This window comes from Aeromonas sp. S41-2, assembly GCF_027705845.1.
Lineage (GTDB): Bacteria > Pseudomonadota > Gammaproteobacteria > Enterobacterales > Aeromonadaceae > Aeromonas > Aeromonas hydrophila.
The window spans coordinates 94,734-108,681 of sequence record NZ_JAPDCG010000002.1 but is presented as its reverse complement, the minus strand read 5'-3'; the positions used below and the strand labels follow the sequence as shown (position 1 = coordinate 108,681).

General features: G+C 63.0%; 12 protein-coding genes. 4 read left to right on the top strand and 8 right to left on the bottom strand.

Annotated elements, in window-relative coordinates:
* Positions 1–43: 43 nt before the first annotated feature.
* Entirely contained in the window at positions 44–406 is a 363-nt protein-coding gene (locus OKC44_RS05020) for a copper-binding protein (RefSeq protein WP_266140905.1), read from the top strand.
* A 118-nt stretch (positions 407–524) separates the two neighbouring features.
* Here OKC44_RS05020 and OKC44_RS05015 read toward each other — a convergent pair whose 3' ends face one another.
* The 3 genes from OKC44_RS05015 to OKC44_RS05005 form a co-directional block, all read right to left on the bottom strand.
* Positions 525–1,313 carry a hypothetical protein gene (locus OKC44_RS05015; protein WP_219305431.1) on the bottom strand — a complete coding sequence of 263 codons (789 nt, stop codon included), beginning with the start codon at positions 1,311–1,313 and terminating at the stop codon, positions 525–527.
* Positions 1,314–1,541: 228 nt separating this feature from the next.
* On the bottom strand, positions 1,542–3,236 hold the full coding sequence (locus tag OKC44_RS05010) for a pyridoxal phosphate-dependent decarboxylase family protein (protein ID WP_029299620.1): 1,695 nt from the start codon (positions 3,234–3,236) through the stop codon (positions 1,542–1,544).
* Positions 3,237–3,424: 188 nt separating this feature from the next.
* The gene (locus OKC44_RS05005; RefSeq protein WP_266140906.1) at positions 3,425–4,441 is read right to left on the bottom strand and encodes a lipoate--protein ligase A; all 1,017 of its coding nucleotides are present in this window, start codon (positions 4,439–4,441) and stop codon (positions 3,425–3,427) included.
* Positions 4,442–4,885: 444 nt separating this feature from the next.
* Here OKC44_RS05005 and OKC44_RS05000 point away from each other — a divergent pair, with 444 nt between their 5' ends.
* Positions 4,886–7,315 carry a diguanylate cyclase domain-containing protein gene (locus OKC44_RS05000; protein WP_266140907.1) on the top strand — a complete coding sequence of 810 codons (2,430 nt, stop codon included), beginning with the start codon at positions 4,886–4,888 and terminating at the stop codon, positions 7,313–7,315.
* Between the two features lie 60 nt (positions 7,316–7,375).
* On the opposite strand, the gene OKC44_RS04995 is transcribed toward OKC44_RS05000, so the two are convergent.
* Genes OKC44_RS04995 through OKC44_RS04975 form a run of 5 tightly spaced genes read right to left on the bottom strand, consistent with a single transcriptional unit; the run spans position 7,376 to position 12,827 of the window.
* Entirely contained in the window at positions 7,376–10,573 is a 3,198-nt protein-coding gene (locus OKC44_RS04995; RefSeq protein WP_266140908.1) for an efflux RND transporter permease subunit, read from the bottom strand.
* Positions 10,566–11,603 carry an efflux RND transporter periplasmic adaptor subunit gene (locus OKC44_RS04990; protein ID WP_266140909.1) on the bottom strand — a complete coding sequence of 346 codons (1,038 nt, stop codon included), beginning with the start codon at positions 11,601–11,603 and terminating at the stop codon, positions 10,566–10,568. The genes OKC44_RS04995 and OKC44_RS04990 overlap by 8 nt, the downstream gene beginning before the upstream one ends.
* A 36-nt stretch (positions 11,604–11,639) precedes the next feature.
* Positions 11,640–12,086 (bottom strand): YeeE/YedE family protein, encoded by a 447-nt coding sequence (locus OKC44_RS04985; RefSeq protein ID WP_266140910.1) that lies wholly within the window; start codon positions 12,084–12,086, stop codon positions 11,640–11,642.
* Between the two features lie 13 nt (positions 12,087–12,099).
* A complete protein-coding gene (locus OKC44_RS04980) occupies positions 12,100–12,513 on the bottom strand; it encodes a YeeE/YedE family protein (protein ID WP_266140911.1) in 414 nt (137 codons plus the stop codon).
* Positions 12,510–12,827: an ArsR/SmtB family transcription factor gene (locus tag OKC44_RS04975; protein WP_130631995.1), complete on the bottom strand. Its 318-nt coding sequence runs from the start codon at positions 12,825–12,827 to the stop codon at positions 12,510–12,512. The genes OKC44_RS04980 and OKC44_RS04975 overlap by 4 nt, the downstream gene beginning before the upstream one ends.
* Before the next feature lie 88 nt (positions 12,828–12,915).
* Between OKC44_RS04975 and OKC44_RS04970 the strand changes: the two genes are divergently transcribed.
* Together OKC44_RS04970 and OKC44_RS04965 are read left to right on the top strand one after the other, a co-directional pair.
* The gene (locus tag OKC44_RS04970) at positions 12,916–13,101 is read left to right on the top strand and encodes a YgaP family membrane protein (protein ID WP_039213421.1); all 186 of its coding nucleotides are present in this window, start codon (positions 12,916–12,918) and stop codon (positions 13,099–13,101) included.
* Positions 13,102–13,517: 416 nt separating this feature from the next.
* Complete coding sequence (locus OKC44_RS04965; RefSeq protein WP_017410711.1) at positions 13,518–13,892, top strand: hypothetical protein; 375 nt, start codon at positions 13,518–13,520, stop codon at positions 13,890–13,892.
* Positions 13,893–13,948: the final 56 nt, after the last annotated feature.

The window sequence follows — 13,948 nt, the reverse complement described above, 5'->3', positions numbered from 1 at the left end:
CTTTTTGACAACCAAGAATCTGAATCAACGACGAGGAAACACCATGAACTACAAGACGCTGACCCTGACCCTGCTGTTTGGCCTTGCCACCCACACCGGCCTGCAGGCCGAGGAGATGATGAACCATGCCGGCCACGACATGGGTCAGATGAGCCAGATGGAAGGCATGAACGAGATGGGCGAGATGGCGATGACCCAGGGGGTCATCAGCCGCATCGACGCGGCCAACGGCAAGGTCGGCATCAAGCACGAGGCCATCGACAACCTCAAGATGCCCGCCATGACCATGGTCTTTCGGGTGGCCGATCCGGCCCTGCTCCAGGATCTGAAAGTGGGAGATGCGGTGCGCTTTCACGCCGAGAACCCGGCCGGCAAGCTCACCGTGACCGCCCTCCAGAAACAGTAAGCGGAGTCATTTCAATAAAAGACGGCGGGGTCATCCCGCCGTTTTCTTTTACTGCGCCATCTACTGCGCCATCCGCTACTGCACCATCCGCTACGGCACCATCCGCCGAGCGACGTCCTCAGCCGTTCGGATAAGCCTGAGCGATATTCGCCTGAGCTATCCCGAGCAGCTGAACAGACATGTCCTGCAATACATAGAGGTCGCGGCGACGGGTCCAGGGTTGATCGGATTGCTCGTCATACCAGACGGGCAGTTCGATCCCCTCCGGGGCATGGCTCGCCACCTTGCGGGCACGGCAGGTGATGATGCAGCGTTTGACATGGTCGCGGTGACCGATGACGGCCGCCGTGCCGAGGGCGGCGGCCTCTCCACCGGCATAATCCCTGACGATGGCCTCCACCACCCCGTCCGTGCTGAGGTAGACCAGCTTGCCCTCATCATCCCAGTAAGGCTCGATGGAGATGACATCACGGGCCGGGATATCGGGATAGCGGGCCGAGTCGAGGAAGCGGGCGATCTCCCACTGCACATACATGGGCACCGGCTTTTGCCGATAGAGGGCCGCGCAGCAGGCGGCCAGCGCCTCGTTCATGGGGCCGGGCTCGGCCAGTTCATCCGGGTTGCCCGAGGCGTTGGGGCGGTTGCCAAAGGCAAAAGCGATGACGCAGTGGGCCTGGTCGATGGCGACCCGGGACGGGGTCATGTTGAAGCAGGCCTCCTCGATGAAGGGGGCCAGCTGGCGAGCCGTCTGCTCGTCGTGCAGCTCGGCGCTCAGCCGGTCGGTCAGGGTGGTGCGAAAATCCGCCACACTCCCCTGGCTGTCATTGCTGCTGTTGCAGCCGGCCAGGGTGGCGACCAGGGGGGTACTCAACAGCCCCAGGGTGACTCTGCGTCTGTGCTTGTCCATAACGACTCCTTTGTTGATGTCCACGGCTGAAAATCAACCCGTTGGAGTCCATACCGTACGGAAAAAACAGGGGGATAAAAGTCAGAAAGGGAGACAGAGGGGCGCAACGTGCAGCGCCTCACACTTCCCGGGCAATTCGCAAGCAAGCCCTTTTGATTCAATTGTTTGGCGTATCAAAAAAACAGGGCGTAGGGGGAAACCCGCCTGCGCCCCATCACTGCCGCACCATCAACCGCGGATATGGTCGATAAAGGCGTCGATCTGTTCGCGGCCACAAGCCGGGTTCATGAAGACCGCCTTCTCCCCGGCGATGTAGGAGTACTTGCCGCGGGCGTCATAGTCGGAGTGAGCGATGGCCTCCACCCAGTTGGTGTAGAGCCCCACCTTGCCGCGCCCGGTAAACAGGCTGCGGTGGTAATCGGTGTTGCGCTGCAAGCGCGCCTTGTAGGCCGCATCCGGGCTGCGCGCCAGCTCGAAGGCGAACTCGGCGTCGGGGTCCTGCACCCACTCGGGGTTGTAGATCTTGAAGCCCACGCTCGGCCCCTGGTTCTCCTGCGCCACCAGCTTGACGTTGCCGAGCTGGCTTAACCGGAAACGGAAGTAGTTGGCGTTTTGCAGACAGTGGGCCAGCACGGTGCGATAGCCCTCCACCCCCAGGTAGTTGAGCGCCGCATAGGCACCGAACAGGCCGCTCGCCCCGCGGGAGCACTCGATGGTGGACTGCAGGTGGGTCTGGCCCTGAATATCCCGCTCAAAGTAGGAGAAGTTCTCCGGGTCGTTTTCCATCGCCTTGAGATCATCCTGCTCCTTGATCATCACCAGGCTGGAGGTGTAGGGCACATAGCCCCACTTCTGGAAGTCGACGGTGAAGGAGTCGGCGTATTTGAGCTCGGCAAAGCGGCTCACGTTGCGCTCGATCCCCGCCAGGGTAGCGCTGTTGATGGCCAGCGGGTTGGCGGCAAAGTCGTAGTCCAGGAAGAAGATCATCGACCAGCCGATGGCGGCGTCGACGTGGATGTGCGGCTTGACCGCCACCTCGAAGCGCTCGCAGAGCCGATCCCGCAGCTCGACCACGGGTTTCACCTGGTCCACCCCGAAGGTGTCGGTGGTGCCCATGGTGAGCATGATGGTGGGCACCACGTGTTTCAGAGCGAAGCAGGCGGTCAGGGTGCGTTCCAGGTGGTCGAGATCGATGTCGTTGTTCTCGCCGACCTGGATGCGGATGGTCTTGTTCTCGATGTCGACACCGAGCAGGGAGAGGTTGGTGATGTTGGAGTAGTGGCCGCCCTGGGAGTTGATGATGCGGTAATCCTGATAGTGGCCGAGCCCCTTGTGCTTGGCCTGTGGCAGGCTCTTGCGGATGCCGAGCAGGTAGCCGTAGAGGTTACAGAAGGTCCCCCCCTGGGTGAAGATGCCGGTGGCACGGGCCGGATCGTAACCCGCCAGCAGTGCTATCTGACGCACTACCTTCTTCTCCAGCTCCTCGGCCACCCCGGCATACTCGGAGTAGACCAGGTTGGGGTTGGCGAGAATGCCCATCTGGGCGCCGTAGATGGCGGGATCCGCCGACATGGTGATGACGTTCTCGACGCTGGAGGGGTTCTCCCAGTCTTTCGACAGGGCGCCGGCAAACAGCAGCTCGGCCATGGGCTCGCCCGGGGTACGCATGGTGGCTGGCACCGGCATGGTCTCGCACAAGTCGGCGAGGCGGGCACGGCCATCGGGCCAGGCATTGAGCCGCGCCGCCGGGGCCAGGCCACGGGCGCGGAACTCGTTGAGGGTGGCAAAACCGGGTTCACGAAAGACCGGCCAGAGATCGGGGTTGCGCGAGAAGAAGTTGGCTTTGACTGTGGCAAAACGACGTTCGAATTCGGGGTGGATGGCGTTGACGCCTTCATCTTTCAAATAAACCAAGTCACTCATTTTTATACCATTAGTACAGCAAATGTGCAGTCCTTATACCCCCTGGTCGCCGTTTGAAACAGCGACAATATCTAATGGCCTCCCCTACTTTTTGTCATGCATGAGGGCGGACGGCGGCTGGCAAAAAGGCGCCTTTCGGGCGCCTCTTTTGATTTTGTGATCCACCCGCCCCATCGGCGAGAAAAACGTCAGCGCAGCGCCGCCAGCAACCAGCGAGAGAGCTCCTCCAGCTCGCTCTGGCGAGCCATAAACTCGCTGCGCCACTGGCGCAGCAGGTCGTCGAGGGCATCGGCGCGGTAGGCCGTGCCGGGCAGCCGCGCGGCCAGCGCATCGAGCGGCGCCGGATCCAGGCTGTCGCTGAAGATCTGCGCCCGCCCGATCACCCCCTTCTCCACGTCAAAATGCAGCTCCACCCCGCCCCAGCCGAAGCGCTCGTCCAGCTGATGGCTGAAGGCCGGCGCATGGCCGAAGTTCCACTCCCAGCTGCGCTGGCGGGCGAAGGTGTCGGCAAAGCCGGGCAGATCGGGCATCTGCTCGGGGGAGATATGCTCGGGCTGCACCCGCTCGCCGTAATGGTTGAAAAAGGCCTCCTGCAACGCCTCGCTCACCTGTTGGTGATCGAGGCCCGGCAGCAGCTCGCAGAGGTTGGCCACCCGGCTGCGCACCGAGCTGATGCCCTTGGCCGCCAGCTTCTTGGGGTCGGGATTGAGGTAGTTGGCGAGCCGGCCGAGGTCGGCGTCCAGCAGCAGGGTGCCGTGGTGAAAGCCGCGATCATGGGTCTCCCGATAGGCCGAGCCAGACACCTTGCGCTCCCCGTCCGGGGTCGCCACCAGCAGATCGTTGCGCCCGGAGGCGAAAGCCTCGACCCCGAGCCGCTTGAGCGCGTCCAGCACGATGGCGGTGGAGATGCTCTTGTCATACTCCGGCTTGCCCGCCATGAAGGTGAAGCAGCTGTTGCCAAGGTCGTGAAACACGGCGCCGCCGCCGCTGCTGCGCCTGGCCAGGGTCACCCCGTCCTCCTCCATGCGGCGGGTGTTGCACTCCTTCCAGGGGTTCTGGGCCCGGCCGATCACCACGGTATTGGCGTTGCGCCACAGGAACAGCACCCGCTGGTTCGGATCCATCTGACGGAAGATGCACTCCTCCACCGCCAGGTTGAACAGGGGGTCGTGAGAGTCGGACAGCAACAGACGCAATCGGGACATGAGAAGGCCTCATCGGGATGGAAGAGTCGCTATCATAACACCGGGGTCGACAGGATCCGGCCCCCTTCTGCCTGTTTCGGCCCGCTACTGACTGATAACGCAACAAATGAAAGATCGACACAATCTGACAGCAACATGAATGTATCCGTTGATACGGCGACACAGGCTGACGCATTGCGCTGAAAATTAAGTAATCACTCACTGATATTGAGGTAAACGGCTGGCAAATACGATTAAAATGCGACCGTTTTTATTGGTCATATGGCTCCGTAATTATTCGCATAATTGCCAAAAATACCGAGCAAGAAAGCCAAATGTGATGAGTGACACAGAAATCTTTTTTTCTGTTGCGCATCCCCCATTCCAGCGCCCTTTCGCCCCCTTGCGGGCAACAAGGAATTGTTTGACTCTAGGACTGACCCCCGTCTCCCGAGAGGAATGAGTATGAGTGTCGTAAATTCCTCCCTTCATCGCCTGCTCCGGTATCTGCCCATGCTTGGTTCAGCGATGTTTTGCACCCTTTTCTCCCTGCCATCCAAGGCGGTGGACAAGATAGTGGTGCAACTGCCCTGGCAACATCAGTTCCAGTTTGCCGGTTATTACGCGGCCCAGGCCAGAGGCTTCTATCGAGATGCCGGGCTGGATGTCACCTTGCGACCCGCCGTCACCGGCACCAATGTGGTCAACGAGGTGATGTCGGGCAATGCCCAGTACGGGGTCAGCGGCAGCGATCTGCTGCTGGCGCGCGCCAGTGGCCAGCAGGTCGTGGTGCTGGCCTCCATGCTGCAGCATTCCCCGCTGGTGCTGCTCACCCTGGAGCGGCCCGACATTCGCCAACCGGCGGATCTGGCGGGCAAACGGCTGATGCTGGAGCCCGGCTCCCAGGAGCTGCAGATCTACCTCAATCGCCATGCCCCGCCGGGCAGTTGGAGCAAGCAGCCTTATGAACAGGGGCTGAAGGCGTTGCTCGCCGGCCAGGTGGACGCCATCAGCGCCTACAGCACCACTGAGCCCTTCTATCTGGCCCGGATGGGGATCCCCTACCGAGTGTTCTCCCCCCGCAGCATCGACTTCGATTTCTACGGTGACAACCTGTTCACCTCGGAGCGCGAGCTGAACAACCGGCCGGAGCGGGTCTACGCCTTTCAGCAGGCGAGCCTCAAGGGGTGGCGCTATGCCATGGAAAATCCGGCCGAGATGATCAACTGGATCATGGAGCAGTACCCGAGCGGTTATGGCCGCGAGCAGCTGGAGTTCGAAGCCAGCGCCACCCGGGAGCTGATGCAGCCAGATCTGGTCGAGCCCGGCTACATGCAGCCGGAGCGCTGGCAGCAGATCGCCAGAAGCTACCTCGAGGCCGGCCTGCTCTCGGCCCTGCCAGACCTCGAGCACTTCCTCTACAACCCGGATCGGGAGCGGATCCGCCAGCAGCGCCAGCTGCTCGACAAGAGCGTGGCGGTGGCCATGCTGGTGACCTTCTCCCTGCTGACCCTGCTCGGCATCTTCTGCTACCTCTACCTGCGCCTGCGCCAGGAGGCGCGCGACCGCCAGCGGCTCACCCGCGAGCTGGCCCAGAGCGAGCAGCACTACCGCTTCGTGGCGGAGAACAGCGCTGACGTCATCTGGACCATGGACACCGCCACCCTGCGCTTTCGCTACGTCAGTCCGGCCATCTTGCCGCTCAGCGGTTACGAAGCGATCGACGTGCTGACCCTCCCCATCAGGCAGCTTATTCCGGAGACATCCAGAAAGCAGCTGCGCGCCGAGCTGAGCGGTTCCCTCGCCGCCTGGCAACGCGGCGACCACGAGCAGACCCGCTGTGTCATTCGTACCCAGCTGCGTCACAAAGAGGGACATCTGGTGGCCACCGAAACGGTCACCACCCTGCATGGCAACGAGCAGGGGGAGCCGGAGGCGATTCTGGGGGTGACCCGTGACATCACCGAGCGGGCCGCCCGCGAGGAGATGATGCGCCGGCTCGCCTTCTACGATCCCCTCACCAACCTGCCCAACCGCCGACTGCTGCAGCAGCGGTTGAAGGAGGCCATGGAGGGCGAAGCGCAGCTGGCCCTGCTGTTCATCGATCTCGACCACTTCAAGCCGATCAACGACACCTTCGGCCACGAGACCGGCGACGTGCTGCTCAACATGGTGGCCGAGCGGATGCGCCACTGCGTGCGGGAGCGGGATCTGGTGGCACGGCTGGGAGGGGACGAATTCGTGATCCTGCTGCCCGACACCGGGGACGAGGCGCTGGCGGTGGCCGACCATCTGCACCAGAGCCTGCGCCATCCGTTTCGCATCGACGAGGAGCAGGAGCTGCGCATCTCCAGCAGCATAGGGGTGGCGCTCTATCCGGAGCACGGCACCGACCCCAAGACCCTGATGCACCACGCCGATCAGGCCATGTATCAGGCCAAGGGCAGAGGGCGGGGCAGGGTCTGTCTGTTCACCGCCGGGCTGGATCCGGAGCAGGGCTCGCTGGTGTGGCAGAGCAGCCACGAATGCGGCCATCCCCGCATCGATGCCGAGCATCGTCAGCTGTTCGTGCTGACCAACCGGCTGCTGGAACACATGAAGGATCACCAGGAGCACCCGGCCCTGTTCCTGGAGTGCATGGAGAGCCTGTTCGACGTGGCCCGCCACCACTTCGCCTTTGAAGAGCAGATGCTGGCCGAACTCGGCTACCCGGAGCTGGCCAGCCACCAGCAAGACCACCAGCTGCTGCTGCAAAAAGCCAGCCAGCTGATGACCGCCGCCAGGGCGGGCACCCTGGGCAACGACGAGTTGCTCAACTTCATCATTCAGGAGCTGGTCGTCGGCCACATGAGCCAGGCCGATCGGCGCTACTTCCCGCTGATGAAAGGACGCTGACCCAGCGCCCCAGCCACCTGAACGTGTGAAACGAGAAGGGCCACCGAGGTGGCCCTTCTGTCATTGTGCGCCAGGCTCATCTGCCGCGATCGCGACCCCAGGGCGCGACATCAGGCTGTAGTAGAGCAGCGGGATCACCACCAGGGTGAGCAAGGTGGAGACCAGGATCCCGAAAATCAGGCTGATGGCCAGCCCGTTGAAGATGGGATCATCGAGGATAAACAGGGCCCCGATCATGGCCGCCAGCGCGGTCAGCATGATGGGTTTGGCCCGCACCTGCGCCGCTTCAATCACCGCCTGCTCGAACACCACTCCAGCGCTGCGCTGCTGCTCGATAAAGTCCACCAGCAGGATGCTGTTGCGCACTATGATCCCGGCGAGCGCGATCATCCCGATCATCGAGGTGGCGGTAAACTGGGCCCCCAGCAGGGCGTGGCCCGGCATCACCCCGATGAGGGTGAGCGGAATGGGCGCCATGATGATAAGCGGCACCAGATAGGAGCGGAACTGGGCCACCACCAGCAGGTAGATGAGGATCATCCCCACCCCGTAGGCTAGCCCCATGTCGCGGAAGGTCTCATAGGTGATCTTCCACTCCCCGTCCCACAACAGCGCCACCTCCCCCAGCTTGTCGGGCTGCTGCACGTAATACTGGGGCAGCGAGATGTCGGCGCCGGCGGCAAACATGCCATAGAGCGGGCTGTCGGTATGACCGCCCATATCGGCCACCACCATCACCATGGGCTGCATGTTCTTGTGCATGATATAGCTGGGGGCCACCTCATCACGGCGACTCACCAGCTCGGAGACCCGCACCAGCTGGCCGCTCTGGCTGCGCACCTTGAGGGCCAGTACACCCGCCAGATCCCGTTTGTCACCGGGGGCCAGCTCGATGCGCACCGGCACCGGATACTTGGCGTCCTGACTATGAAACCAGCTGGCATCCTGATAACCCACGCCCCCGTTGAGGGTCGCCACCAGATCCCCGAGATCGACCCCGAAACGGGCCGCCTTGCTGCGATCCACCACCAGCCGCCACTTGGGTTGCGGGTCGGTCAGATAGATATCTACGTCCACCAGATCCTCGGTGGCCACAAAGCAGGCCTGAACGGCGCGCGCTGCCGCTTCACGAGCAGCAGGCGTCGGGCCATACACCTCGGCGACGATGGGTGACCAGACCGGCGGGCCGGGGGGTACCTCCACGACTTTCAGGTTGCCCCCCGCCGCGCTGGCGATGGCCTGCAGCGGCATACGCACCGACTGGGCAATCTGGTGGCTGCTGCGATGGCGCTCATGCTTGTCCACCAGATTGACTTGAATATCCCCCACGTTGGCGCCGCTGCGGATAAAGTAGTGACGCACCAGGCCGTTGAAGTTGATGGGGGCCGCGGTGCCAGCGTAGATCTGGTAATCCTTCACCTCCGCCACCCTGGCAAGCTCCCGCCCGACCGCCAGCAGGGTGCGCTCTGTCTGCTCCAGGGTCGCCCCCTCCGACATGTCGAGCACCAGCTGGAATTCCGACTTGTTGTCGAAGGGGAGCATCTTGAGCACCACCCACTGCACCATGGGCATGGCGGCGGCGCCCGCGACCAGCAACAGGATGGCCAGCCAGAGCTTGCGCCTGGCCCTCCTGGCGCCAGCGCCCATCAGGAAAGGGGTCATCAGCCGCTGGAAGAGGCTGGCCTTGGCCTCACCGTGGGTACCGTACGTCTCCCCCTTGAGCAAATGGCTCGCCAGCCAGGGGGAGAAGATAAAGGCCACCAGCAGGGAGATCAGCATCCCCATGCTGGCATTGATGGGGATAGGGCTCATGTAGGGGCCCATCAGCCCGCTGACAAAGGCCATAGGCAGCAGGGCCGCGATCACGGTCAGGGTCGCCAGTATGGTCGGCCCCCCCACCTCGTCCACCGCCCCCGGAATCAGATCCTTGAGCGACCCCCTGCCCAAACCGCGATGGCGGTGAATGTTCTCCACCACGACTATGGCGTCATCCACCAGAATGCCGATGGAGAAGATCAGCGCAAACAGCGACACCCGGTTGAGGGTAAAACCCCACGCCCAGCTGGCAAACAGGGTCAGCGCCAGGGTGATGACGATGGCAACGCCCACCACCAGCGCCTCGCGCCACCCCATGCTCACCAGCACCAGCAGCACCACCGCCGTGGTGGCAAAAATCAGCTTGCCGATGAGGGTGTTGGATTTGGTCTCGGCGGTGACGCCGTAGTCACGGGTCACCGTCACCTCGACCCCGGCAGGGATGAGCCGATTCTGCAAACTCTCGACCCGCGCCTCCACCCGCTTGGCCACCTCGACCGCGTTCTGACCCGGCTGCTTGCCAATGGCCAGGGTCACCGCCGGATAACTGGCCTGCCCCTGCCCCATCCAGCTGCGCTGCACCGGGGTCTCCTCCCCGAGCGACACGCTCGCCACATCGCCAAGGTAAACCGGCTTGCCGCCCTGCTGCCCCACCACCAGCTCGCGGGCTTCTTGTTCACTTTGCAGGAACTGCCCCACCTGCACCTTGATCTCCCGGTTGTCCTGCACCACGGCCTGCTCGCTGCCCACCTGATTGGCGGCGGCAAGCCGCTGGTTCAGCTCGCTCCAGCTGATGCCATGGGCGCTGAGGGCCGCCGGATCCGGCATCACCCGCAGTACGGCGTTCTGGCTCCCCAGGCTGTAGATATCGCGGGTGCCGGGCAGTCGCTTGAGCTCGGTCTCCAGCTCGTGGGCAACCCGGGTCAGCTCGGCGGCGCCCAGTTGCTTTTGCCACTCCTTGCTCCAGAGCGTCAGACTGACGATGGGGACATCGTCGATCCCCCGGGGTTTTACCAGTGGCTGACCGACCCCGATCCCCTGTGGCAGCCAGTCGCGGTTGGAGTCGAGCTGGTTGTTGAGATCGACGATGGCCTGCTCGCGGCTCACCCCCACCTTGAACACCACCACCAGCAGGGCGCCATCAGGGCGAGAGAAAGAGTAGAGGGTATCGACCCCCTTGATTTGGGAGACCACCTGCTCGGCAGGGGTGGTGACGAGAGACTCCACCTCTGCCGGGGTGGCTCCCGGGAAGGGAATATAGACATCGGCGAAGGTGACATCGATCTGCGGCTCCTCCTCCTTGGGGGTCACCAGCACCGCAAACAGACCGAGCAACAGCCCCACCAGCGCCAGCAGCGGGGTGATGGCCGAGCCCTGAAACAGCGCAGCCAGTCGGCCCGCTGGCCCCAGCCTGCCTTTATTGCCGTCAACATCCTTACTCATGGGCCACCGCCTGCTGGCGAGCCCAGCCATCCGCCGCGACCTGATCGCCACTCTGGACGCCAGCCAGAATGTCGCACTGCGCCCCCTGACAGTGACCCACCCGCACCGGCGTCAGCGCCCAGCCATCCCCCTGTTTGAGGTAGAGACCGCTGAACTCACCCTGTCTGAGCAGGGCCTGCTCCGGCACCTGCAACACCTGACGCTCACCCTGCTTGAGCTGCACCTTGAGCCACATGCCGGGCAGCGCCCCGGCGGTTTGCGGCGGCAGGTCGAGGCGCAGCCTGAAGGCGTGGCTCTGGCTGTCGGCATAGTTGAAGCGGGTCAGTTTGAGGGGGGTAACGGTGTTGCCATCCGGCAACAGCACCTGCACATCCGCTGGCTGACTGGCAAGGGCGAGCGCGGATTGGGGCAGCTCTACCTCCACCCGCAGCGCATCAAGAGAGAAGCCAGAGAGCAGCGGGGTACCGGGAGCCACCGTCTCCCCCAGCTCCACCAGCCGCTTGGTCACCACCCCGGCGTAGGGGGCCAGAATGCGGGTATAGCCGTAGGTCTCGCGCGCCTGAGTGAGAGCCGCCTCGGCGGCATGGACCTCAGCGCGAGCGGCGCTATCGGTCGCCTGGGCACTGTCGAGCTGGGCGCGGGTGATCACCCCTTTGGCGATCAGCGCCTGAAAGCGGGCAAGCTGGCGCTCTGCCTCCACCTGCTGGGCCTGCGCCCGGGCCAGCCGCGCCTGCGCCCCCGTGACGGCGGCAAACTGCTCCTTGCCGCTGATCTCCAGCAGGGGTTGCCCGGCCACCACCTCATCGTTCACATCCACCAGCATGCGGGAGACCCGGCCGCTGGTCTGGGCCGCCACCGTCCCCTGATGGATGGCACTGACGGTGCCATCCAGGGTGAGCCAGTCGGTCACCTGACGGGGGGCAAGGGTCAGGGTTGCATCACCATTCACCTCGGCAGACAATGTTATCGGAGAGACAAGAGCGGAGACCACGGCCAGCATGGTGGCCCCCAGCACGCGGATCTGTTCCATGATATTCCTCCTTCCCCGACACCAGGGGCAATCCGTTCAGGCCGAGCGGGGGTGGCAGCGCTTCTCCCGCACCTTCACCCAAACCCGATCAACAAGCAAAATCCCGGCCACCATGGCGGCGACAAACAACAGTACCATGGGCTGGCCACTGGAAATGAGACTCAAGCCTGGCCCAGGGCAGATCCCCGCCAACCCCCAGCCAATGCCGAACAGGGCAGAGCCCCCGATGAGGCGGCGGTCCAGTCTGGGGGCCGGCACGCTGGCCATGGGTTCCCCCAGCAGGCTGCGCTTGAGCGGTTTGACCAGCAGGAAGTAACCCGGCATGAACGCCAGCAGTGCCCCGCCCATCACGAACGCCAGGCTGGGATCCCAGTGACCCGCCAGATTGAGAAACCCGATGACCCGGGCCGGATCTATCATGCCGGAGATGGCAAGACCCAAACCAAACAGCAGGCCCGCAAACAAACTTGTCAGCAATTTCATGGCGATCAGCCCCTTACAACAGATGATGAGTGACGAAGACGGTGATAAAGCCGGTCGCCATGAAGGTGAGGGTGGCGATGATGGATCGCACTGAAAGCCGCCCCATGCCGCAGATGCCGTGGCCGCTGGTGCAACCATTGCCAAGGCGAGTACCGATGCCGACCAGCAGCCCGGCCAGCAGCACCAGTGGCCAGCCTGGCAGCGTGCTGAATGTGGGCATGCTGGCCCAGCCCAGACTCAGCGCCAACCAGGCCCCCGCCCCCAGTCCCAGCAAGAAGAGCAGTCGCCAGGGCGCCCTGTGTTGCAGCGCACCGGCCAGAATGCCGCTGATCCCGGCCACCCGGCCGTTGAACAGCATCAGGATCAGGGCCGCAAGCCCCACCAGCATGCCGCCGCCCAGAGAGAGCAGCCATTGGCTTTTCATCATCGAGATTCCTTATTTTCTGAGTGACAAAAATGGGTTTGCAGCGCCGCCAGCACATCGATGGCCGCCTCGCTCACCAGCGAGTAGTAGATCTGCTGGGAGACCTTGCGCGAGCGGATAAGGCCCTGGCGCTTCAATACCGACAGTTGCTGGGAAAAGGCCGACTGGCCGAGCTGGCTGTGAGCCAGCAACTCCCCGACCCCCTTCTCCCCCTCCACCAGCTGGCAGAGCACCAGCAGCCGCTCGGGATGAGCCAGCGCCTTGAGCAGGGAGGCGGCAGCTGTCGCGTGTCTGTTCATCTCGTCGAATTGACTCATGGGAGTAAATTAGCAATTTCTGATATTTGGTTCTATTGTATAAAGCGACACTAAATTAGCAATATCTAAATTAACTAAGGAGAAGGTCATGACGGTAGATAACGGAGTCAGAGTCGTCGCGGGCTGCATGTTGCTGCTCTCGCTGCTGCTCACCGCCTGGGTGCACCCGGGCTTTGTCTGGCTGAGCGTCTTTGTCGGGGTCAATCTGATCCAGAGCGCCTTCACCGGCTTCTGTCCGGCCGCGATGCTCCTCAAGCGGCTGGGGCTGAAATAGCGTGACGGGTAACGAGGGGGAAAGCAGAAGGTGGAACGAGAGCGGTGAGGATGCTCACCGCGCTTTCATCGTCCTAGCGGTAGCCAGCCGGCCCCGATTATTGACAAACTTGTATCTAAATGTTGCTGAAAGGGTGATGAGGCTTTACCTCCCCGCTCTAGATGAGTACCATCAGGCCGTCAATCAACAGCGGAGACCATCAGTGGGCAACTCATCAAGTGACAGTTGTAGACCGACCCTCGTCGTCGGTACCCGGGTCGCGAGCTAGCCGCAGGTCTTCCTCTGCCGCATGCTCGCAGCCCTGCGAGAAGCGGAAATCCACTCCCTTCTTCTCTTTTTTACACTTGACGTCAGGTGACCTGGCTTTGCCATGACACTTTGCCTGCATAGTTTCTGCTTCCCACAAGGAGGCTGCTATGCGTTTTGTTTCAACTCTGTCCGTATCCAACCGGACTCACCCCCTGCTGAGCAGACTGGGCCGCGGCTTGCTGCCGCTCTGGTTGCGCGGCAAACGGCGCCAGCACCACTACCGGCTGCAGATCCGTTGCGAGGATCGGGCCGACATGGAGCAGGTGCTGGATCTGGTGAACCACACCCTGCAACCGGCGGGCCTGCAACCTCTGCAGTCCCTGCGACCCGGTCGCAGCGGCGGGCGGGAGCTGGTGCTCAACCTGCACTGCACCCCGCCCCAGCGTCGCTATCTGGTGCAGTTCGTGCATCAGGTGGGGGTACATCACCCGGTTCGCTGGGAGCTGCATCCCCGCCGCGACCCCGAACTCGTGCTCAATTGATCGTGCACGACTGATATCCGGGGCCAGCCATGCTGGCCCCTTTCAATCCGTTTCAC